Here is a 20,944-nt window from a genome sequence, read left to right as displayed (position 1 = left end):
GGCGGCCCGGGGAGAGGGTGCGTGGAACAGGACGGGTCAGAGCAGCATGGCCAGCTGGCGGGCCTGGGCGACCAGGGTGCCCTGGCTGTCCCAGATCTCCATGTCCTCCTCGTGGAGGCTGTTGGAGACGTGCTTGGTCCAGACCCGGCAGGCCAGCCAGCCGGGGGCGGGCCTGGCGCGGATGTGGGTGGTCAGCTCCACGGTGATGGTGCTGAATTCACCGATCTCCAGGACCGCGGGGACCGCGAAGTCCACCATGGCGGGCAGGGAGTGCACATCGGCATCGCGGCCGTCGGCGAAGCGCATCCAGAAGTCGGCCTGGGGGCGTCCGTCCTTGTGGCCGTCCAACCAGCCGGGGCGCTGGGGGTAGCGGTACTCGATGCGGTGGGCGATGGTCACGCCCTCCGGCTTTCCGGCGAACTCCGGGGGCACGTGGCAGTCCTCGGGGGAGGGCAGCTCCGGCGGGCCCTCCAGGTGCAGCTCCCGGCCCTGCGTGGTGAGGTCGCCGTAGGTGGCGGTGGCGCGCACGATCTCCTTGCCGCCCTGTTCCAACACGACAGCGCCGGTGGCTGTGCGGCGGCCCTCGCGGATGGTCTCGGTGCGCAGCTGGGCCTGGCCGGGGGCGGCGGGGCGCAAGTAAAAGGCGGAGACCACGAGCGGGTCGGGCTGGGCGAGGGTCTGGCTCAGGGCGTTGAGCGCCGTCCCCAGGACGTAACCGCCATTGGGGTGCGAGGTGAACGTGGTCCAGCCGTCGGTGAGGGTGGCTGTGAACTCGCCGTCGGCTCGCTTCTCGACCCGGGTGTCCTGGTCGAACTCGTAGCCCTCGGCGGGGTGGTCAAGGCTCATGCAGTCATGTTACTGACCAGTAGACACGTCGGCTACCGCAAAACAGAATCTCATTCGGCTTTGTGAGCGCGAACACACACCACCCTGGCCACCGGAACCTCCCGAATCTCCACTTGACCCTGACGCAACGTCAAGGGCTAGCGTCGTCGGCGCAACACCGAAACCGTCCCCCACGACTGGCCCGCAACCCGGCACCAGACCCGTACCCGAATCCACTTCCGCGACCGAACCGCCCGGCAAACGGGCCACCGACAAGAACACAAACCACCTGACAAGAACGAAGGACCAACCGTGGGCCACACCGTCGGCGAGATCGCCCGGCTCACCGGACAGACCGTGCGCACCCTGCACCACTACGACCGCATCGGACTCCTCGTCCCGGCCGAACGCGCACCCACCGGCTACCGCCTGTACTCCCAGGCGGACATGGACCGGCTGCACCAGATCCTCACCTACCGCGAACTGGGCTTTCCCCTGGAACGGATCAGCGAACTCCTCGACGATCCCGACCCGCGGACCCACCTGGCCCGCCAGCACCAGCTGGTCAACGAACGCATCAACCACCTGCGCGAAGTCGCGCGCACCTTACAGAAAATGATGGAGGCGGAACACATGGGCACCAGCCTGACCCCGCAGGAACAGTTCGAGGTCTTCGGCGACTTCGACGTCGACGCACACACTGAGGAGGCCCGCCAGCGCTGGGGCGGCCAGGACGGCGGCGGATTCGCCGAGAGCCAGCGCCGCACCAGCACTTACAGCAAGGAAGACTGGCAGCGGATCAACACCGAGTCCGACGGCATCTACCGCGCCCTGGCCAAGGCCATGAACGAGGGCCTCGCCCCGGACAGCGAAACCGCCACTGACCTTGCCGAACGCCACCGTGCGCACATCAGCCGTCACTACTACGACTGCACCCCGCAGATCCACGCGGGCCTGGGGCAGCTGTACGTGGACGACAAGCGCTTCACCGCCGCCATCGACGCCTACGGCGAAGGGCTGAGCCCGTACCTGCGCGAGGCCTTCGCCGCCAACGCCGCCCGCCGCGAGAGATAAGGACTCCGGGAGCACGCGCAGTTTTCAACGGTGGAAAGGGCGGCAGGGCCAGCCGAGAGTCCGTCACCGCCGCGGCCGGGGCGAGCCCGGGCCACTCCAGACCGTGGGGCGCGGTGACCGCAGCGCGCTGCTCCGGGGTGAGGTCGTCGTCCTCGCCGACCACGGTGTACTCACGCCACCAGTCAGCGAGCAGACCCCCGGGGTCGTGCTCCGCAAAGGTACCCACCCCTTCGAGCATGAGCTCACCCCACTCCCAGGGGCGCGACCCTTCCTCGGGGTGCTCCTCCAGTCCCTCCAACAGCAGCGGCCGCAGCCCGGAGGTGGTGTGTTCGGCCCGCAGCCTCGCCCAGAGCCCTACTGTGGCGGGGCCATCGCTCAACCACAGGGCGGTTGCACCCTCCTCGGAGGTGACCGTCCGCCCGGGCGGAAGTTGCGTGTTGAGTCGTTCCCGGGGGTCCATCGCCGGTACGGACATGGGGTATCTTCGCCGCCGTCGTGCGGCAACCGGGCCGAGGTTACGGACCGTCCCTGACAATCGGACACCGCCGCACCGCCTTCCGGCCCCGATCCATCCCACCGGGGTTACACCCGAGGGGCAACCACCCTGACACAATGAGTCGCCGCCACTCCCTCCCGGCGGCGGCTGTACAACACCCCTTTTTTTCGCCCCTCGGTCCTGCCCCAACAGATCCGAGGTGCCCAGTCGTGCCCTGCCCGCTCCACCCCCTCAGCCCGACCCCGCTACCCGGCCCTCTCGACCCTCTCCTGGCTGCCACCATGCACGTCCTCCGCCATGCCTACGACACCCACCTGCGCGGCCACCTACCGGTCCCGCCCAAGGCCGGAGCGGTTCACCTCCAGGATCCGCACCTGACCGGTGCCCGCCTGGTCCGCTCCCACTTCGGCACCCACGGCAGCGTCGACCACGGCCCCCTGCCCCCGGAAACGGACCTGTCCGCCCTGGTCGCACGCCAACAGGAACGGTTCGAGGCGCACACCGAACCCGCCCGCTGGCCGGTGCACGCCCACGACCCGCCCGCGCTGGCTCCCGCCCTGCACGCGGCCGGGTTCGTCCCCGGACCGGAGCGCTCCGTCCTGGTCGCCGAACTCGCCGACATCCCCTCTGTACACCTCGCCGCCGAAGAGCGGTTTCGGGAGAATGACCGGGTCACCAGCAACGCTGTCCGCCAGCTGGCCGCGGCCTCCGGACCGCACCGGCGCTCTCTGGTCGAGCACGAGTCCGACGGGATCACCTTCGAACACCGCACCCTGGCCCTCGTGCACCAGGCACAGGTGCGCGCGGCCAGCTGGGCCGTCCTGCGGACCGGAACCCCGTTCGTCGTCCTGGAGGGGATGACCGCGCCCCACCCGGAGTTCCTCTGGGAATGGGCCCACCGAGCGGGAACGGTCCGCCCCAAGTCCGGATGGTGGGTGTGGGACCAGGCCCAGGCCCGCCTCATGGCCGCCGAGGTCGACCCCAAAGCCCAGCCCGACCTACACGAGATGCTCCTGAACTCAGGCTTCCACGAGATCACCACCGTGCGCACCCACACCTGGTCCCCAACCGGTGCCCCCGCCACAAGCCGCCCAGTCACCGAACTCCTCGACGACCCCGAGCACGACGACATCTGGGACCGGTTCACGTCGCGCTTCTTCTTCGCCCCCAGCACCACGCTCTTCCCCGGCATCGTCGAACCCGCCGCCTCGGTGACCTGGCCGCTTCACCGCGCCGACGAGGACCCCGAGCACCGGACCGAACTGGACCGGACGGTACGCCAAGGCCTGGCAGCGAGCGTCCCGGCGGGGGAGTCCCTGTACGCGCTGGACTGGCAGCACATCGGTCACCGCTACGACCCGCGCCGTGTCGGTGGCCCCGAGCAACCGCGCAACCCGGCGTTCGCCTTCCCCAACGGCGACTACTACATCAATCTCACCAAGGACCTGCGCCTGGGCACCTTCGGCCACCCTTGGGAGGAGGGGCCGCACGGTCAGGGAACCCTGTGCGTGTTCGGCACAGAGCTCCTGGCCCGAGTCGAGGACCACCTCACCCGGCTGCTGGGCGCTCCGATACGCAGATCCGGCCGTCCGGTGGGCTGACAAAAGCGGTCGCCCAGCCCCTGGGCGACTGGGATGGTCGGCCCATGCCCGATACCCGCGCCCTGGCCCTGTGGGAACACGTCGCCACCACCCGCGCCGAGGGGGCGCTGACCGTGGCGGCCGCCCCGGATTCCCGCCTGTGCCCGCCGGGCTGGTGCGGCATCGTCCGCCTGGACAGCACCACCCTGGCCACGGCGCCCACCGCCGAACAGGCGAACCTCTTACGCGCCGCACTGACCGGTGTCGAGGCGGCCGAACACACCAGTCCCGGGGCGCTGAAGGCAGCGCTCCCGATCACCGGCGCCCTGGGCCCGGCGACACTGGCCTACCTGACCGAAACCGACTTCCGCCCCGTGCCCGCATCGGACGCGACCCGCTTACCCGCTGAGAGCGACGCCCTCGAGGCGCTTTTGCAGAAGGTAGGCCCGGAAGAAGCCGGAGAGAGCGGCCTGACCGGGCTGAACATCCCCTTGTTCACACTCACCGAGGGCAGCGAGGTCATCGCTGCCGCCGGCTACAAGGTCCTACCTGGGAACGTCGCCCACCTGAGCGTGCTCACCGCTCCCACCCACCGGGGCCGGGGCCTGGCGAAAAAGGTCTCCTCCGCCGCCGTGAGCGACGCTCTCGCCCAGAACCTCCTACCCCAGTGGCGCGCCCGCCCAAAGGAATCCCGCGGGGTCGCGCTCACCCTGGGTTTCAGGGAACTGGGCTCTCAGCTGAGTCTCCACCTGGGTTGAGCGACTCCCGCACCGAGGCCAGAGCCTCACCTCCGCTTAGCCCCTGCGGCCGTCGCCGTAGTTGTGCTGGGTCCCGATCACGTCGCCCTTGGCCTTGATGTCGCGCATGTCGATGTGGTCGCCCTCGTACTTGGTCTCGTGCTGGTGCACCCCGCCGTGGATGTTGCCTCCTTGGATCAGGATTCCGTGCACGTCACGGGCGATGTTCGTGACGTTCTGGGCCCCGCGCTCCGGGGCCACCTCGTCGAGGATCGCGCGCAGTTCGGCGGCGGCCCCGGGGTCCTCGCGCAACAGGCGGCGCAGCTGGGTCTTCCAGTTCCGCTCGACCTCTTCGGCTGACAGAGCGTCTCCGCCGTCCGCGGTCAGCTCCCGGCGGGACTCCTCCAGTTCCTCCAGAGCCTTCTGCTTCTTGACCTCGTTGCCCTGGAAGACCTGGGTGATCCACCCCCGGACCACCGTCCAGCTTCCCTTGGCCATCTCCTGGGTCAGGGTTTTGGCAGCTTCCTCGACCAGATCCACCGAACCGTCCTCCACGCCGTCGCACCGCCTTGTCCGCAGGGCTTCCCGGGCTTCGGAAAGCCCGTGGATGAGACATCCTAGCCAGCGGAATGGTTCCGCACAGGAGGTCCCGGCACCACCGATCCGGCGTGAACGCTCTCACCACGGGGAACACCCCGAACCCTGTGAGCGTTGGGCCTCGCGGAGCCGGGAGTCGGCTGCGCGGATCCATTCGGGGTGAGTTGATGACTGTCAATACCAGCGCCGCCGTGAGCAGCGCCCTCCGCCTTTCCCGCCTTCGGGTCCCGGCCCAGAACACTCAACGGGACCCCTGAGATCCAAAGGTCCTTGACGTTGTCCACTTCCGCTCACGCCTGGTCCACCCGACCCGAGACCAGCGCTGACACCGCCACCATCCACGCCGTCAACAGCGCCGCCTTCGAGACCCCGGCCGAAGCCGACCTGGTCGACGCCCTGCGTGCCGACACCGGAGCGTGGATCGAGGGTCTGTCCGTCGTCACCGAGTCCGTTGACGGCGCCCTCGTCGGGCACGCGCTGTTCACCCGTTGCCACGTCGACGGCCACCCGGCCCTGGCGTTGGCTCCGTGCGCGGTGCTGCCCGAATACCAGGGCGCCGGCGCCGGTTCGGCCGCCATCCGCGCCGGGTTGGAGTCCGCCCGCGCCATGGGTGAGAACCTCGTCCTGGTGCTGGGGCACGCCGACTACTACCCGAGGTTCGGGTTCACCCCGGCCTCCGGGTTCGGGGTGCGCGCCCCGTTCGAGGTTCCGGACGAGGCCATGATGGCTCTTTCCCTGGACCCCTCGCGCGAGAGCCCGCGCGGCACCATCCAGTACCCGGCCGCCTTCGGTATCTGAACACGCTGATCCGCTCTTCCGGGTGGAACGGTGCCCCCGCCACGCGAGCCCGTGGCGGGGGCGCTTCGTCGTACCGGCCCGTGCCGGGCCCGCTCAGCCGGCCAGGGACAGCCTCCCGGTCAGCTTGTTGACGTCCTTCTTCGGGCCGAACACCGCCAGACCCACGTACTCCAGCTGTGCCGGTTCGGTCTGCGCGAGCCGGTCCAGGTAGTCCACGTAGGTGCGTGAGCCGCGAGCCACCTCGTTGAAGCCCACCACCGTCAGGTCGCGCTCATCAGCCAGGGCCTTGATCCGGCGCAGCTGCTCTCCTGTGGCGGCCAGGGTCGGCACCGGGTGCGGATTGATCCCGGCATGCAGGTGTCCCTGCGCATCTTTACCGTCGGCCCCCAGCGAGTTCTCCAGCCGCGCTCCCAAGGCGAGTCCGAGCACCGCACTGGCGTTGGCGGCCACCGCGAGCTCCAGGTCCGAGCGCAGGACGACGACCAGCTTGGTGGACATGCTCATGAATTTCTCCCCGCTCATATGTCGTGCGATCCACGAAGAAAGTAGCTGGAGAAACAGCTTCATGGGTGGCTTGCCGAACACTATTCGGCCATGACTCCGAACTGCCCGCCATGGGTGAACGTGGTTCGGTGATCGTGTGGGAACGCCGGCAGGGTGCGCGGCGGAAGGAAGCCTCTGCGCTCAGGGAACCCGAGAAACGTTCGGCACGTCCGATGACGGACGGCAGGCACAAGGCGCCGAGGAACACAGGGGAGAAGGCGGATGGGCAAGAAGCCAAGCCAGAGCACGGGGCTCGCGCTCGGGTTGGTCTTCGGTGTCGTTTTCGGGGTGGCCTTCGACAACCTGGCCCTGGGCAGCGCGCTCGGGCTGGTCTTCGGCCTGGCTTTCGGCGCCCAGCAGCCACGCAAGGGCGAGGAGTAGCCCCACCCCGAGCTTGGGCCTCGGGCGCCTCAACGCCCGGTCAGGTCCTCCTCGACCAGGTAGCGCCCGCCCGCCAGCTCGTAACGCAGGGCCCGGTTGAGCTCCAGCATCGCCGTGTTCCCCTCGTCCACGGCCACCGCCACCCTCCTGACGTGCGGGAACAGGTCGTGTACCCGCAGCGTCTGATTGGCCTTGACCCGGGTGGCCAGTCCCCGGCGCCGGTGGGCCGGCGACACCGCGGTCACGTACTGCCTGGCGACCAGCGCCTGACCCACCGTGGTGGCCGTGGCCGCGACCACCTGGTCCGAGGTGCGGTCCAGGGCAGCACACACCACCAGCCGGGACCCGTCCTGGACGACCTCGCGTTCCCATTCGCGTACCTTCTGCGGGGCCCATGCCCGCTCAACCAGGGGTCGTGCACCCTCGATCGCATCGATCGAGTGCATGGCCACCTGCCCGAAGGAGGCCACCAGGTTCTCGGGGGCGGTGCCCTCCCAGTAGGTGACGAGGTAGCCGCGTGCGGGGCGTGCCGCCACGTGCCAGCAGTGTTCCAGAGTCTCCTCGTCCAGCTGCTGTTCCTGCACCTTGAACGGGATCAGGGTGCGCGGGTGCCCGTCGGAGCGGGCGAAGGCCTCCATCTCCGGTCCGGTCAGGGTGTGGCTGCGCAGACGCTCCATTCCCAGTGCGCGGGCCCGCTCCACCGCGGCCTCGCGCAATCGGGTCCCCATGCCTCGTCGGCGGGCCGGTTCGGCAACGTACAGGCGCAGCAGCCCGACCTGCGGGTTGTAGGGCTGCCTGCGCAGCTCGGCCACACCCTGGATGGGCTCGCCCGGCGCGGTCCGGGCCGACCAACACCAGTTCTGGCCCGCGCGTTTGGTACGCAGCTGGTCGGCCAGGTCCTGGGGACGGGGTGCGCTGCCCATCAATTCGTTCATACCGTGGCTGTGCAGCGCGGTCCAGGCGGCCAGCTCCTCGGCCGGGGCTGTGCTGGGATCGAGAACTTCCACCACTGAGCTCACGACACCACGTTGCCACACCCGGGCCCCGGCTGTCTCCCACCACACAGTCCAAATCCACACCAGCTCTCACCAGCGGAGACGGCTCATGAGCCAGCTCCTCCTCCGCGAGCACGGGTACGAGCCGCCCTCGCTGATCAGGGTCCCCCACCGAAGCGTTCGGGCTGACCGGTGGCATACGCCACAATCCGGGCCGCCAGGTCGGGGATCGCGGTCGTGACACGATCAAAGGTCTCGAAGGTGAGGGCTCACCCCGCAACCGTGCCGCACCAGGGCGTTCCCGTCCCGGAACCGTGACGCCTCAGGGCATCCCGTCCCCCCACACGGGCGCGCCCGCACCGGCACCGGAGCTCATCTCACCGCGCCCGCACCCGCCGGGTGAGCCAGGTGTTTCCCGTGTGTTACGGCCCGACATATCCAGGCAACGACCCCTGCCTACCTTCGGTTATGTCAGCACCCATCGAGCAGGAAGGCCTGGTCGTGACCTCCGAGACCGGAACACGCGCGCCACGCACCGGACCGAGCTGGATCTCCCACTGGGACCCCGAAGACCGGAAGTTCTGGGAGAGCACCGGACGCCCGGTGGCCCGCCGCAACCTGTGGGCCTCCATCGCCTCCGAGCACATCGGTTTCTCGGTGTGGTCGATCTGGTCCGTACTGGTGCTCTTTATGATCCCTGAGCACGGTTTCTCCACCACCCCCGAGCAGAAGTTCCTGCTGTTGTCGGTGGTCACCCTGGTCGGGGCCGTGCTGCGGGTGCCCTACACCCTGGCGGTACCGATCTTCGGTGGCCGCAACTGGACGATCATCTCCACTTTCCTGTTGCTGGTACCCACCGCGGCCGCGTTCTTCCTGGTGCAAAACCCCGACACCCCGTTCTGGCTGATGATGGTGCTGGCCGCCAGCGCCGGTCTGGGCGGCGGCAATTTCTCCTCCTCGATGGCCAACATCAACTCCTACTTCCCCGAACGGGAGAAGGGGTGGGCGCTGGGGCTCAACGCGGGCGGCGGCAACATCGGCGTGGCCACCGTCCAGCTGGTGGGCCTGGCCGTGATCGCCCTGTTCACCGCCTCGACCGGGTACCTGGTCCCGCTGTTCTACGCCCCGCTGATCCTGCTCGCCGCCTGGTGGGCGATGCGTTCGATGAACAACCTGGTCAACGTGCGCAGCGACATCCCCGCGCAGCTCTCGGCCACCAAGGACCGCCACTTCTGGATCATGTCGGTGCTCTACATCGGTACCTTCGGGTCCTTCATCGGCACCGGCTTCGCCTTCGGCCTCCTGCTGCAGGCCCAGTTCGGGCTGGTGCCCATCCAGGCGGCCGCCATCGCCGTCCTCGGCCCGGTGATCGGCTCCCTGATCCGCCCGGTCGGCGGCCGGATGGCCGACGCCCTGGGCGGTGCCCGCGTGACCCTTTGGGTGTTCCTGGCGATGGCCGTGTGCGCCACGGTGCTGGTGCTGGCGGTCCAGGCCGCCCAGCTGGTGCTGTTCGTGGGCGCGTTCGCGGTGATGTTCACGCTCACCGGGCTGGGCAACGGCTCCACCTACAAGATGATCCCCTCCATCTACGCGGCCAAGGCCGAGGACGCGATCGCCGCTGGTGAGCCCCGTGAGCAGGCGCTGGCCCGTACCAAGCGCACCGCCTCCTCCATGCTCGGGCTGATCGGCGCGGTCGGCGCGCTGGGCGGGGTGGGCATCAACGTCACCTTCCGTGAGGCCTTCGCCGCCACCGGCTCCACGGCGCCCGCCTTCGCCGCCTTCGGGGTCTTCTACCTGGTTTGTGCGGCCATTACCTACCTGGTGTACCTTCGTCGCCCGGCCACCGCCGCACCCTCCACCGCCACCGGCGCCGGGACCGCCCCGGGCGCCGCCCAGGAAACGGCCACCCGATGAACCCGCACCCGCCCGGCGCCTCGACCCGCACCCACTGCCCCTACTGCGCCCTGCAGTGCGCCATGCACCTGGACACCGGGGCCGACGGACGCCTGTCCGCCCGCCCCGCCGACTTCCCCACCAACCGGGGCGGGCTGTGCCGCAAGGGCTGGACCTCCGCTGACGTCCTCACCGTCCCCGACCGCCTCACCCGCCCCCTGCTCCGCAAGGACCGCGACTCCGACCTGGTCGAGGTCGACTGGGACACCGCCCTGGACCACATCGCCGAACGGCTGCTGGCCCTGCGCGCCGAGTCCGGCCCCGACACCGTCTCGGTCTTCGGCAGCGGCGGGCTCACCAACGAGAAGTCCTACGCCCTGGGCAAGTTCGCCCGCCTGGCCCTGGGCACCTCCCAGATCGACTACAACGGCCGCTTCTGTATGTCCTCCGCGGCGGCCGCAGGCATGCGCGCCTTCGGACTGGACCGGGGCATGCCCTTCCCGCTCACCGACGTCGGATCAGCCGAAGTGGTCCTGCTGGCCGGGGCCAACCCCGCCGAGACCATGCCGCCGATGATGGGCCACCTGTCCGCGCCCGCACTCATCGTCATCGACCCCCGCCGCACCGCCACCGCCCGGGTCGCACTCGACAACGGCGGCCTGCACCTGGCCCCGCGCCCGGGCACCGATCTGGCCCTGGCCCTGAGCCTGCTGCACGCCGTCCGCGTCCAGGGCTGGGTAGACACCGACTACGTCGCCGCACGCACCAGCGGGTTCGAACAGGCATGGGAACACGCCGCGGCCTGGTGGCCCGAGCAGACCGAACTCCTCACCGGGGTGCCCGCCGAGCAGATCCGCGCCGCCGCCGACCTGCTCGGAAAAGCCGCCCGCAACCACTCGGCCTACATCCTGACCGGGCGCGGCACCGAACAGCACGCCAAGGGCACCGACACCGTCTCAGCATGGATCAACCTGGCCCTGGCCCTGGGCCTGCCCGGCCGCGCGGGTTCGGGCTACGGGTGCATCACCGGGCAGGGCAACGGCCAGGGCGGGCGCGAACACGGCCAAAAGGCCGACCAGCTGCCCGGGTACCGCAAGATCGACGACCCCGCCGCCCGCGACCACGTAGCCCGGGTGTGGGGCGTGGACCCCGACTCCCTGCCCGGGCCCGGCCGCAGCGCCTTCGAGCTCCTGGACGCCCTGGGAACCCCCGGCGGTCCGCGCGCCATGCTGCTGTTTGGCTCCAACCCGGTGGTCTCGGCCCCCGACGCCGGGCGAGTGCGTGAGCGCCTGGCCGGTCTGGACCTGCTGGTGGCCGCCGACTTCGTGCTTTCGGAGACTGCCGCCCTGGCCGACGTGGTCCTGCCGGTGGCTCAGTGGGCCGAGGAGTCGGGCACCATGACCAACCTGGAAGGGCGGGTGCTGCGCCGCCACCGCGCGATCCCGCCACCCGAAGGCGTACGCACCGACCTGGAGGTGCTCTCGGCCCTGGCGGTGCGCCTGGGCCAGCCCGCCGAGCGCTTTCCCACCGAACCCGACACCGTGCTGGCCGAACTGGGCGCGGCCTCGGCCGGGGGAGCCGCCGACTACTCCGGCATCACCCCCGAACGCCTGGCGGCGGGGGAGGCCCTGCACTGGCCGGTACGCGCGGGCCAAGAGCCCACGCCCCGCCTGTTCCTAGACTCCTTCGCCCACCCCGACGGCCGCGCCCGGTTCACGGCCGTGGCCCACCGCCCCGCCGCCGAGGAACCCGACGCCGAGTTCCCGCTGATCGCCACCACCGGGCGGCTCATGGGCCACTACCAGTCCGGGGCCCAGACCCGCCGGGTCCCCGAACTCAACAGCGCCGAACCCGAGGTGTACGTGGAGGTGCACCCCGACACCGCCGCCCGCGCGGGGCTGGCCGCCGGTGACTTGGCCCGGCTCACCTCCCGCCGGGGCCACACCAGCGCCCGGGTGCGCCTGGAGCCCACCGCCCGCCTGGACACGGTGTTCATGCCCTTCCACTACGCGGGGTCCCAGGCCGCCAACAACCTCACCAACCCGGCCCTGGACCCCACCAGCCGCATGCCGGAGTTCAAGGTCAGCGCCGTGCGGATGGAGCCCGCACCCGAACCCGATCACGGCCCCGCCACCGCACCGGGCCGCTAGGGCGGCACAGCCAACACCCCACGACAGCTTCACCCGGCCGACGCCGCCCGGGCAGGTACCACCCCACAGCAGGAGGCAGTAGTTGAGCACCGATCAGCGTGTGAGCGAGCAGAGCGTGTCAGCGCGTCGGATCGTGGTCGTGGGTAACGGCATGGTCGGGGCCCGCTTCGCCGAGGAGGTCGCCCGACTGGACCCCGAGGGTAAACGCGTCCACGTCACCGTGGTGGGCACCGAACACCACCCGGCCTACAACCGCGTCCTGCTCTCGGGGGTGGTCGCGGGCGACTACACACCCGACCAGATCAACCTTCCGGTACCACAGACCCCCGGGGTGAGCGTGCGCACGGGGGTGAGCGCCACCGCCCTGGACACGGTCGAACGCCGGGTGGACCTGGACGACGGCACCCATCTGCCCTACGACGAACTGGTCCTGGCCACCGGCGCCCGAGCCGCCTTCCCGCCCATCCCCGGGGTCAGCGCCTCCGACGGCGTACCGGGGGAAGGGGTGAGCGCGCTGCGCGACCTCGCCGACTGTGAGCGCCTGCTCTCCCTGGTCCGTCCCGGCGCCCCCGTGGTGGTCCTGGGCGGCGGGGTGCTGGGTTTGGAGGCCGCCCGCGGGCTGGTCGGGCGCGGGGCCCGGGTGTGCGTGGTGGAGTCCTCGCCCTGGATCATGCGCCGGCAGATCGACCAGAGCGCGGCCAAGGTCCTGGCCAGCTGCTACGAGGACCTGGGGGTGAGCGTCCACTCCTGGCGGGTGGCCTCGCGGTGGATCCCGGGTACCGGTCTGGAGCTGGATGACGGCCGGGTCCTGCCCGGTGACGCCCTGGTGGTCACCGCTGGTGTGCGCGCCAACATCGAGCTGGCCAAAGCGGCTGGGATCGAGGCTGAGCACGGGGTGCTCGTGGACGACACCCTGGCCACCTCCGACGCCCGCGTGCACGCCATCGGTGACTGCGCCCAGCACCCCGGGGGCGGTGCCGGGCTGGTCCAGCCCGGGTGGGAACAGGCCTCGGTTCTGGCCCGGCGGCTCACCGGGGCCGCGCCCCAGGCCCGTTACTCGGGGGCGCGTCCGCTCACCCGGCTCAAGGCCCAGGGCATCGAACTCACCGCGTTCGGTCTGGTGCAGGAGGACGACCTGGGGCCCGAGGTGGAGACGGTGACGGTCAGCGACCCCTACGGGCGCCGCTACGCCAAGCTTACGGTGAGCGAGGAACGGGTGGTGGGCGCGGTCCTGCTCGGGTTCGCGCAGGCAGCGGCCACCCTGTCCCAGCTCTACGACACCGGCGCCCCGGTGCCCGCCGACCGGTTGGCCCTGCTGCAGGGACTGCCCACTGCCGCACCGGGGGAGCAGGCAGGGCAGGGCGCGGCCGCCCCGGCCCTGGTGTGCCGGTGCAACGCGGTCAGCCGCGAGGACATCGAGCAGGCCTGGCTGGACGGTGCGCGCACACGTGAGGGTATCGCCGAGCGCACCCGCGCCACCACCGGCTGCGGGGGTTGCGTGCGCGATGTGAACGCTTTGCTGTCGGGGATGGGGAGCGGCCGCAGCGCCGAACCGGTGGGCTGACCACCCCGGTGCGGGCCGGGACCGCACCGGTCCTGGCCCGGGCGCACACCGACACGAGCCGAGCGCGAAGCCTGCCGGTGGGGATACCGCAGAGGAGCTGACGGAACCTTCCTGGTCTGCCTTCCCCCGGCTGCTGCCGTTGCTGTACGGGGGTGGTGCCAGTGTGGTGCGGGTGCCCCAAACCCCCGCTTGGACCTGTCCGCTGCTTCCAAAACCCTCTGATCCCCGGTGATCTTGCTACCAGGAGCAAGTTCGGCGCCGAACTTGCTCCTGGTAGCAAGATCATCTTCAAACAGAGGACCGAAACAGGCACCCTGCCCCAGACACCACCACTGACCTCGCCACCGCTGTTTCGTTGCCGGGAATGACCGGCCGCGACACGGCCAGGCGTTGGGCGCAGGGCTGGGGCGCTCCCTCCTTCGCCGCCGCTTTTCCCTCCGGGCGCGTGACCGGCCGCGACACGGCCAGGCGTTGGGCGCAGGGCTGGGGCGCTCCCTCCTTCGCCGCCGCTTTTCCCTCCGGGCGCGTGACCGGCCGCGACACGGCCAGGCGTTGGGCGCAGGGCTGGGGCGCTCCCTCCTTCGCCGCCGCTTTTCCCTCCGGGCGCGTGACCGGCCGCGACACGGCCAGGCGTTGGGCGCAGGGCTGGGGCGCTCCCTCCTTCGCCGCCGCTTTTCCCTCCGGGCGCGTGACCGGCCGCGACACGGCCAGGCGTTGGGCGCAGGGCTGGGGCGCTCCCTCCTTCGCCGCCGCTTTTCCCTCCGGGCGCGTGACCGGCCGCGACACGGCCAGGCGTTGGGCGCAGGGCTGGGGCGCTCCCTCCTTCGCCGCCGCTTTTCCCTCCGGGCGCGTGACCGGCCGCGACACGGCCAGGCGTTGGGCGCAGGGCTGGGGCGCTCCCTCCTTCGCCGCCGCTTTTCCCTCCGGGCGCGTGACCGGCCGCGACACGGCCAGGCGTTGGGCGCAGGGCTGGGGCGCTCCCTCCTTCGCCGCCGCTTTTCCCTCCGGGCGCGTGACCGGCCGCGACACGGCCAGGCGTTGGGCGCAGGGCTGGGGCGCTCCCTCCTTCGCCGCCGCTTTTCCCTCCGGGCGCGTGACCGGCCGCGACACGGCCAGGCGTTGGGCGCAGGGCTGGGGAAGGCACCGGCCGGAGGCCGAGGGGTTGGTAGTTGGCCCCTTTCGGGCCCCTTCGGGGCCCGTCCACCACCCCGGACCACTCCTCCCCCGTTTCCCGACAGCCGCCCACCGCCGTCGCAGCGAAGCGGGTCAAGGTGGAAGCGCCCGCAGCGAAGCGAGGACGTACGACCTTGGCGCGCGCAGCGAAGACGGCCACACTTACGCGGCGGGAAACGGGGGAACCCCGCACCCGAACAGAAACCAGAACCGCACACAGCGCAGGAGCTCTGGAGGGGAAGCAGGGGAAGCCGGAAAACTCCTCCCAACGATGCAGGACGGAGCGGAGCCGGTCGGCTCTGGTCGGGGCACCTATCACCCACCAGCTGTCACCTGCTCACCTGTCTTCGGCTGGAACGGGGCGACGTACTCACTCATGCACGTTCGTGTGCGCTCATGTCACCGCGTCCGCGAACAGACAGGGCCCCTTTGTGCGCCTCCGGGGTCAGCCGGTGACCAGGGCCACCACCGCGCAGACCAGAGCCGCCACCGAGGCCAGCGAACGCAGGTGGTTCCACCGCACCCACACCGGCTCGAAGGCGGCGCGCACCGCCGCCGGATCCTGGATCCGTGCCGGAGCGCCAGCCCGCTCCAAGGCGTTGTTGCGGGGCACGTTCACCGCGAAGGTGACCACCACCGTGGCCACCATCAGTACCAGCGCCGCCCCCGACCACACCGTAGAGGCGGACGCTCCGGCCGCGAAGAACAGTGCTGTCGAACCCAGCGCCGCCACCGGAGCACCCACGAACACCAGGGCGAACAAGGGGTTGAGGATGGCGGTGTTCATCCCCCGCATGGCCTCGACCATCGTCCGGTCACCGGCGCGTGCCAGCCCGGGCATCACCGCCATCGAAAAGGCCAGGAACAGCCCCGCGAACAGTCCGGCCAGCACGGCGGCCAACACCGGTACGACCCCGAACACCACCTCCGTCATCGGAACGTGCCCGCCCTTCCTCGGCCGTGCCACCCACGTGGCACCTCATGCATCCCATCGAAGCACCACCGGGGCGCGGGCGCCATGCGCCGAAGTCCGCCGCGCATACGACACCGTCGACGCCCGACCGACGACCCGTTGAACGGCCCGTCCGAAACCGGCCACCAACGAAGCCGATACATAACTCCTCTCCCTCTACCGCGAAGCCCACCGTGCCTATACCGTGACTGCGTGTGCTTCCCCCCACTCGTCGGGCGTGACACGGAACGACGGCAGCTGCACGCGGCAGCGGTTCCAGGCACCATCGTCCTGTTGTCAGGGACGGCCGGAACAGGCAAGACCCGCCTGGTCCAGGAACTGCACGAGGCCACCGACAGCACCGTACTGACCGGACACTGCCCGCCCCGCACCGATCCCTTCCCCTACGCACCCCTCATCGAGGCCCTGCGCCACACCCGGCTCCCGGCCGGGCTCAGCCCGCTGTGCGGCACCCTGGCCCTGCTGATGCCCGAGCACGGCGACCTGCTGCCCCCACCTCCGCCCCCGGGGGACCCGGCCGCCGAACACCACCGCACCTACCGCGCCCTGACCGAGCTCCTGAGCGCCCTGGGACCCACCACCCTGGTCCTGGAGGACGTGCAGTGGATCGACCCGGCCACCCGTGACCTGCTCACCTACCTGACGCCCCGGCTACCCGCCAACCTCACCCTGGTCCTGACCTACCGCGCAGAGGAACTCCCGCGCGCCTTCCCCGTGGCCGCACTGGCCGCCCGCACCCCGCCCGGCACCGAGCACCACGAACTCACCCTGGGCCCCCTGCCACCCGAACACGTCCACTCCCTGGCCCAACGCCTGCTCACCACCGAGGTCTCCCGTGAGGACGCCGAGCACCTGCACGCCTGGACCGGCGGCCTTCCCCTGGCCGTGGTGGAAACCCTGCACCACCTGGCCCAGCTCCCCGACACCCCGGGCAAGCCGGCTGTGCCCGCCACCCCGCCGATCTCCGCACCCCTGCGCGACTGGTTCCTGGACCGCCTGCGCTCGGTGGACCGCAGCACCCGCCGCCTGGTCCGCGCCGCCTGCGTCCTGGACCAGCCCGCCACCGACACCCAGCTGGCCCGCGTGGCCGCCCTGCCCACCGCCCGCGCCGAAAAGGCCCTGGCCCGAGCCCACCGACGCGGCCTGCTGCGCTCCCTGGGCCCGGCCACCCTGGAACCCCACACCCCGCTGCTGCGCCAGATCTGCTACACCTCCCTGCCCCGCGACAAACGCCGCCGGCTGCACCGTGCCGCCCTCCAGGTCCTGGGCGAACAGACCCAACCGCCGCACGCCCGCATGGCCCACCACGCCCGCGAGGCCGGACTGTTGGACGCCTGGACCAACCACGCCGAACTCGCCGCGGACCAGGCCCTGGCCCGCGGCGAGGACACCACCGCCGTCGCCCTGCTGCGCGACGCCCTCACCCGCCGCTCCCTACCCCCGCGCCGCCGCTGCGACCTGGCACTCAAACTCGGCCGGGCCGCCCTGACCGGCATCTCCGCCGAACACACCATCGCCCTGCTGCGCGACGTCCTGGACACCCCCGGCCTGTGCTCGGCCGAACGCGGCGAACTACGCATGGAACTGGGCCTGCTCCTGCTCAACCAGGCCTCCCGCAACCGCTCCGCCCGCGGCGAGCTCGTCCGCGCCGCCGCCGAACTCTCCTCCCGACCCGCCCTGGCCGCCCGCGTCATGTGCGCCCTGGCCGTGCCCCGCTCCACCCCCGACTCAGTGGCCACCCACCGACGCTGGATGGAACAGGCAGTCCAGGCCGCCCAGCGCAGCCAGGACCCCGCGGTGGACCAGACCGTGCGCGTCAACCAGGCCACCCTGCTCGCCCAGATCGGCGACCCCGCCGCCTGGGACGTGGCCCTGCCCCGCCCCGACCACACCCCGCCCCACAGCAACCCCCAGGCCCTGGCCCGGCGCCGCGAGTTCTCCCGCGCCTCACTGAACCTGGCCGACGCCGCCGTCATCCTGGGCCACTACGACCGGGCCGACCGCCACCTGGCCGATGTCACCGGCGCCTGCGACCCCTACATCCGCGAGAGCGCGCGGGTGCTGTACCTGATCCTGGACTGGAACCGCGGCCACTGGTCCGACCTGGCCGAACGCACCGAACACGACCTGCGCTCGGGGCGACTGGCCCACCTGCACTCGGTCACCGCCGAACTCGCCGTGGTGCGCGCCGCCCTGGCCCTGGCCCACGGCGACCCGGCCACCACACGCACCCACCTGGACCGGATCCTGCCCGGCCCCGCCAACCCCGGGCACACCACCACCCACCACAGCCCCACCGACCGTGCCGGACACATCAACCACACCGGCCCTACCGGCACCGCGACCAACCGCATACCCCCCGACCACACGCCTGCCGACCACGCGACCCCTGACTACACCGTGCCCGTGCGCGCCTTCGCCGCCGGACTACTGGCCCGCATGGCCCTGGCCCAAGGCGACGCCAACGCCGCCTGGCAGCGGGTGGAAGGCCTGGTCTCCCTTGTGGCCAGCAAGGGCATCTGGGTCTGGGCCGCCGACCTGGTACCGGGCATCGAGGCCCTCCTGCTGTGCCGAAGACGCGCCGTGGCCCAAGACCTGAGCACCCGCTTCCGCGCCGGACTGCGAGGCACCAGCGCACCGGCCGCCCAGGCCGCCCTCATCCGCCTCGAAGCCGCCCTGGCCCACCACAACGGCCAACACGACCGCGCCCTGCACCTGTACACCGAGGCCGAAGCCGCCTACCGGGACATGCCCCGCCCCTACGACGCCGCCCAGGCCCGCGAGGCCTCCGCCCACACCCACCTGGCCGCCGCCAACGGCCAGGGCCCCGGGCTGGGGGTGACCGCACTCCAGGCCGCCCTGGAGCAGTACACCGAACTCGGCGCGACCTGGGACGCCGCCCGCGTGCGCCGCCTGCTGCGCGAGCACGGCGTCAACCCGCCCCCGGCCAGAACCGGGGGTTCGGGCAACGAGCGCCTCTCACCCCGCGAGAACGAGATCACCGCCCTGGCCGGGCGCGGACACACCAACCGCGAGATCGCCGCACTCCTGCACCTGTCCCCGCGCACCGTGGAGACCCACGTGGCCAACGCCCTGGCCAAACTCGGCCTGCGCTCACGCCGCGACCTGACCCCGCCCACCGAGCGCTGAAAACGGCCCAGAACCCGCACGCACCCTTGAGCCCCAGCGCACCCTCGGCCCCTGGACCACCCTCTGCGGCACTACGTAGTCGCCACCCGCGGGCCGAACTACGTAGTGACTACGTATTGCCTGGCTCCACCGAGCGACACATCATGACTCTCGGGTGGCCACCCTTCCACAATCCCCCGTAGTCCCCCGCTACAGAAGGGTCCCCGCACACATGCGCAAGTTCGGTGCAGTGATCGCCGCCGCGGCCTTACTGCCGATCCTGGCCGTAAGCCCCGCCGCAGCCGACCCCGACCTCCCCTCCTTCCTCAACACCGCCGACCCCGCCGAGCGCACCTACATCGTCGTCCTGGACGAGAGCGCCGACCCCGAAACCGTCGCCGAACGCCACGGAGACGACCCCCTGGGCGTGTACGAGCACGCCCTGACCGGCTACGCCGCGGACATGACCGCCGCTGACGCCGCCGAACTGCTCCAAGACAGCGACGTGGCCTACGTCCAGGAGGACCAGGTCGTCGAAGCCTTCGACCAGGACATCCCCAACGGCATCGCCCGGGTCTTCGCCCCCGACAACCCCAACCTCCAGATCGACGGCCAAGAGAACTACGTCCCCGACGTGGCCATCGCCGTCCTAGACACCGGGGTCGACGGCAACCACCCCGACCTGAACGTAGTGGACTCGGTCAACTGCACCAGCGGCACCTGTGTGCCCAACAGCGCCACCGACGGCAACGGCCACGGCACGCACGTCGCCGGCAGCGCCGCCGCCATCGACAACGACCTGGGCGTGGTGGGTGTGGCCCCCGGCGCCGACGTGTGGAACGTGCAGGTCCTGACCGCAGGAGGCAGCGGCACCCTCGCCGGAATCGCCGCGGGCGTGGACTACGTCACCGCCAACGCCGGCCAGATCGGCGTGGCCAACATGAGCCTGGGCTGCCAGGGCTGCACCGACCAGGCCCTGACCCAGGCCATCACCAACTCCGTCGCCGAGGGCGTCGCCTACGCCGTGGCCGCGGGCAACAGCGCACGCGACGCGGCCAACTTCTTCCCGGCCAACCACCCCGACGTGCTCACCGTCTCCTCCATGGCCGACTCCGACGGCGCCCCCGGCGGTATCGGCGGCCCGCTCACCTGCCGCGCCGACCAGGACGACACCCTGTCCACGTTCTCCAACTTCGGCGCCACCATCGACATCGCCGCCCCCGGCTCCTGCATCACCTCCACCATGCCCGGCGGCGGGTACGGCACCATGAGCGGCACGTCCATGGCCGCCCCGCACGCGGCCGGCGGCCTGGCCCTGCTCGCGGTCGGCGACGCCAAGCCCACCGACCGCGCCGGTGTCCTGGCCATCTACGACACCCTGACCAGCGCAGGCAACTACGACTGGAACGACACCTCCGGCGACGGCATCCACGAGCCCCTGCTCGACGTGGGCGACCCCGACGTCTTCCCCGCCGACGGTGAGACCACCCCGCCCCAGGGCCCGGTCGCCTCACTCGCCCACTCCTGCGACGACACCACCCTGACCTGCTCCTTCGACGGCTCCGGCAGCGCCGGTGAGGTCACCGACTGGGCCTGGGAGTTCGGCGACGGCAACGGTGACACCGGCACCACCACCGAGCACACCTACGCCACCGAAGGCGACTACACCGTCACCCTGACCGTCACCGACGACGAGGGCCGCACCGACTCCGCCCAGGCCGAGATCTCCGTGGGCGCCCCCGACCACGTCGCGCCCACCGCCGACTTCAGCGGCTACTGCTACTCGTTCTTCTACTTCTGCGAGGTGGACGCCTCCGGCTCCAGCGCCGGGGACGCCCCCATCACCTCCTACCGGTGGGACTTCGGTGACGGCGGTACCGCCAGCGGCTCCAGTGCCTGGCACTTCTACTCCGGACCGGGCACCTACACCATCACCCTGACCGTCACCGACGAGACCGGCGCGACCGGCTCGCTCAGCAAGACCGTCAGGCTGTAGCACCACCCGCAGATAGCCACCACCACACATCCCCAGCGGC

General features: G+C 71.1%; 15 protein-coding genes. 10 read left to right on the top strand and 5 right to left on the bottom strand.

Going from position 1 to position 20,944, the window contains the following annotated elements:
• Positions 1–36: 36 nt before the first annotated feature.
• Positions 37–846, bottom strand: a complete 810-nt coding sequence (locus D457_RS0108260) for a thioesterase family protein (RefSeq protein WP_017580179.1) — start codon at positions 844–846, stop codon at positions 37–39.
• A 291-nt stretch (positions 847–1,137) separates the two neighbouring features.
• Between D457_RS0108260 and D457_RS0108255 the strand changes: the two genes are divergently transcribed.
• From D457_RS0108255 to D457_RS0108245, 3 genes are all read left to right on the top strand, one after another.
• Positions 1,138–1,899 (top strand): MerR family transcriptional regulator, encoded by a 762-nt coding sequence (locus tag D457_RS0108255; RefSeq protein ID WP_017580178.1) that lies wholly within the window; start codon positions 1,138–1,140, stop codon positions 1,897–1,899.
• A gap of 777 nt (positions 1,900–2,676) precedes the next feature.
• Positions 2,677–3,996 carry a DUF2716 domain-containing protein gene (locus tag D457_RS0108250; protein WP_051072898.1) on the top strand — a complete coding sequence of 440 codons (1,320 nt, stop codon included), beginning with the start codon at positions 2,677–2,679 and terminating at the stop codon, positions 3,994–3,996.
• A 44-nt stretch (positions 3,997–4,040) separates the two neighbouring features.
• A complete protein-coding gene (locus tag D457_RS0108245) occupies positions 4,041–4,733 on the top strand; it encodes a GNAT family N-acetyltransferase (protein WP_017580176.1) in 693 nt (230 codons plus the stop codon).
• Positions 4,734–4,769: 36 nt separating this feature from the next.
• Here the strand turns inward: D457_RS0108245 and D457_RS0108240 are convergent, their stop codons facing one another.
• Positions 4,770–5,252 (bottom strand): hypothetical protein, encoded by a 483-nt coding sequence (locus D457_RS0108240; protein ID WP_152514178.1) that lies wholly within the window; start codon positions 5,250–5,252, stop codon positions 4,770–4,772.
• Positions 5,253–5,585: 333 nt separating this feature from the next.
• Here D457_RS0108240 and D457_RS0108235 point away from each other — a divergent pair, with 333 nt between their 5' ends.
• Complete coding sequence (locus D457_RS0108235) at positions 5,586–6,107, top strand: GNAT family N-acetyltransferase (RefSeq protein WP_017580174.1); 522 nt, start codon at positions 5,586–5,588, stop codon at positions 6,105–6,107.
• 93 nt (positions 6,108–6,200) lie between these two features.
• On the opposite strand, the gene D457_RS0108230 is transcribed toward D457_RS0108235, so the two are convergent.
• Positions 6,201–6,611 carry a DUF2000 domain-containing protein gene (locus tag D457_RS0108230; protein ID WP_017580173.1) on the bottom strand — a complete coding sequence of 137 codons (411 nt, stop codon included), beginning with the start codon at positions 6,609–6,611 and terminating at the stop codon, positions 6,201–6,203.
• 261 nt (positions 6,612–6,872) lie between these two features.
• Here D457_RS0108230 and D457_RS36390 point away from each other — a divergent pair, with 261 nt between their 5' ends.
• Complete coding sequence (locus D457_RS36390; protein ID WP_017580172.1) at positions 6,873–7,031, top strand: hypothetical protein; 159 nt, start codon at positions 6,873–6,875, stop codon at positions 7,029–7,031.
• A 29-nt stretch (positions 7,032–7,060) separates the two neighbouring features.
• Here the strand turns inward: D457_RS36390 and D457_RS0108220 are convergent, their stop codons facing one another.
• On the bottom strand, positions 7,061–8,050 hold the full coding sequence (locus tag D457_RS0108220; protein ID WP_017580171.1) for a GNAT family N-acetyltransferase: 990 nt from the start codon (positions 8,048–8,050) through the stop codon (positions 7,061–7,063).
• A gap of 477 nt (positions 8,051–8,527) precedes the next feature.
• On the opposite strand from D457_RS0108220, the gene D457_RS32115 reads away from it, so the two are divergent.
• The 3 genes from D457_RS32115 to D457_RS0108205 all read left to right on the top strand — a co-directional run bounded on the left by D457_RS32115 (position 8,528) and on the right by D457_RS0108205 (position 13,633).
• The gene (locus tag D457_RS32115) at positions 8,528–9,940 is read left to right on the top strand and encodes an MFS transporter (RefSeq protein ID WP_051072890.1); all 1,413 of its coding nucleotides are present in this window, start codon (positions 8,528–8,530) and stop codon (positions 9,938–9,940) included.
• Positions 9,937–12,069 (top strand): molybdopterin oxidoreductase family protein, encoded by a 2,133-nt coding sequence (locus D457_RS0108210; RefSeq protein WP_017580169.1) that lies wholly within the window; start codon positions 9,937–9,939, stop codon positions 12,067–12,069. The genes D457_RS32115 and D457_RS0108210 overlap by 4 nt, the downstream gene beginning before the upstream one ends.
• Positions 12,070–12,151: 82 nt before the next feature.
• Complete coding sequence (locus D457_RS0108205) at positions 12,152–13,633, top strand: FAD-dependent oxidoreductase (protein ID WP_017580168.1); 1,482 nt, start codon at positions 12,152–12,154, stop codon at positions 13,631–13,633.
• Positions 13,634–15,251: 1,618 nt separating this feature from the next.
• On the opposite strand, the gene D457_RS0108200 is transcribed toward D457_RS0108205, so the two are convergent.
• The gene (locus tag D457_RS0108200; protein ID WP_017580167.1) at positions 15,252–15,740 is read right to left on the bottom strand and encodes an anthrone oxygenase family protein; all 489 of its coding nucleotides are present in this window, start codon (positions 15,738–15,740) and stop codon (positions 15,252–15,254) included.
• Between the two features lie 231 nt (positions 15,741–15,971).
• Here D457_RS0108200 and D457_RS0108195 point away from each other — a divergent pair, with 231 nt between their 5' ends.
• Both D457_RS0108195 and D457_RS0108190 read left to right on the top strand, forming a co-directional pair.
• Positions 15,972–18,929, top strand: coding sequence for a helix-turn-helix transcriptional regulator (locus D457_RS0108195; RefSeq protein ID WP_017580166.1), 2,958 nt, complete (start codon positions 15,972–15,974; stop codon positions 18,927–18,929).
• Between the two features lie 211 nt (positions 18,930–19,140).
• Positions 19,141–20,904 carry a S8 family serine peptidase gene (locus tag D457_RS0108190; RefSeq protein WP_017580165.1) on the top strand — a complete coding sequence of 588 codons (1,764 nt, stop codon included), beginning with the start codon at positions 19,141–19,143 and terminating at the stop codon, positions 20,902–20,904.
• Positions 20,905–20,944: the final 40 nt, after the last annotated feature.

Source organism: Nocardiopsis valliformis DSM 45023, from assembly GCF_000340985.1.
In the GTDB taxonomy this organism is placed as follows: Bacteria; Actinomycetota; Actinomycetes; order Streptosporangiales; family Streptosporangiaceae; genus Nocardiopsis; species Nocardiopsis exhalans.
The sequence above is the reverse complement of the archived record's forward strand: the minus strand, read 5'-3'. Positions and strand labels throughout refer to the sequence as shown.

Excerpts from the sequence above, each read along its gene's own strand:
- D457_RS0108260 (WP_017580179.1), bottom strand. The coding sequence starts at position 846 with ATGAGCCTTGACCACCCCGCCGAGGGCTACGAGTTCGACCAGGACACC.
- D457_RS0108250 (WP_051072898.1), top strand. The coding sequence starts at position 2,677 with ATGCACGTCCTCCGCCATGCCTACGACACCCACCTGCGCGGCCACCTA.
- D457_RS0108245 (WP_017580176.1), top strand. The coding sequence starts at position 4,041 with ATGCCCGATACCCGCGCCCTGGCCCTGTGGGAACACGTCGCCACCACC.
- D457_RS0108230 (WP_017580173.1), bottom strand. The coding sequence starts at position 6,611 with ATGAGCATGTCCACCAAGCTGGTCGTCGTCCTGCGCTCGGACCTGGAG.
- D457_RS36390 (WP_017580172.1), top strand. The coding sequence starts at position 6,873 with ATGGGCAAGAAGCCAAGCCAGAGCACGGGGCTCGCGCTCGGGTTGGTC.
- D457_RS0108210 (WP_017580169.1), top strand. The coding sequence starts at position 9,937 with ATGAACCCGCACCCGCCCGGCGCCTCGACCCGCACCCACTGCCCCTAC.
- D457_RS0108200 (WP_017580167.1), bottom strand. The coding sequence starts at position 15,740 with ATGACGGAGGTGGTGTTCGGGGTCGTACCGGTGTTGGCCGCCGTGCTG.
- D457_RS0108190 (WP_017580165.1), top strand. The coding sequence starts at position 19,141 with ATGCGCAAGTTCGGTGCAGTGATCGCCGCCGCGGCCTTACTGCCGATC.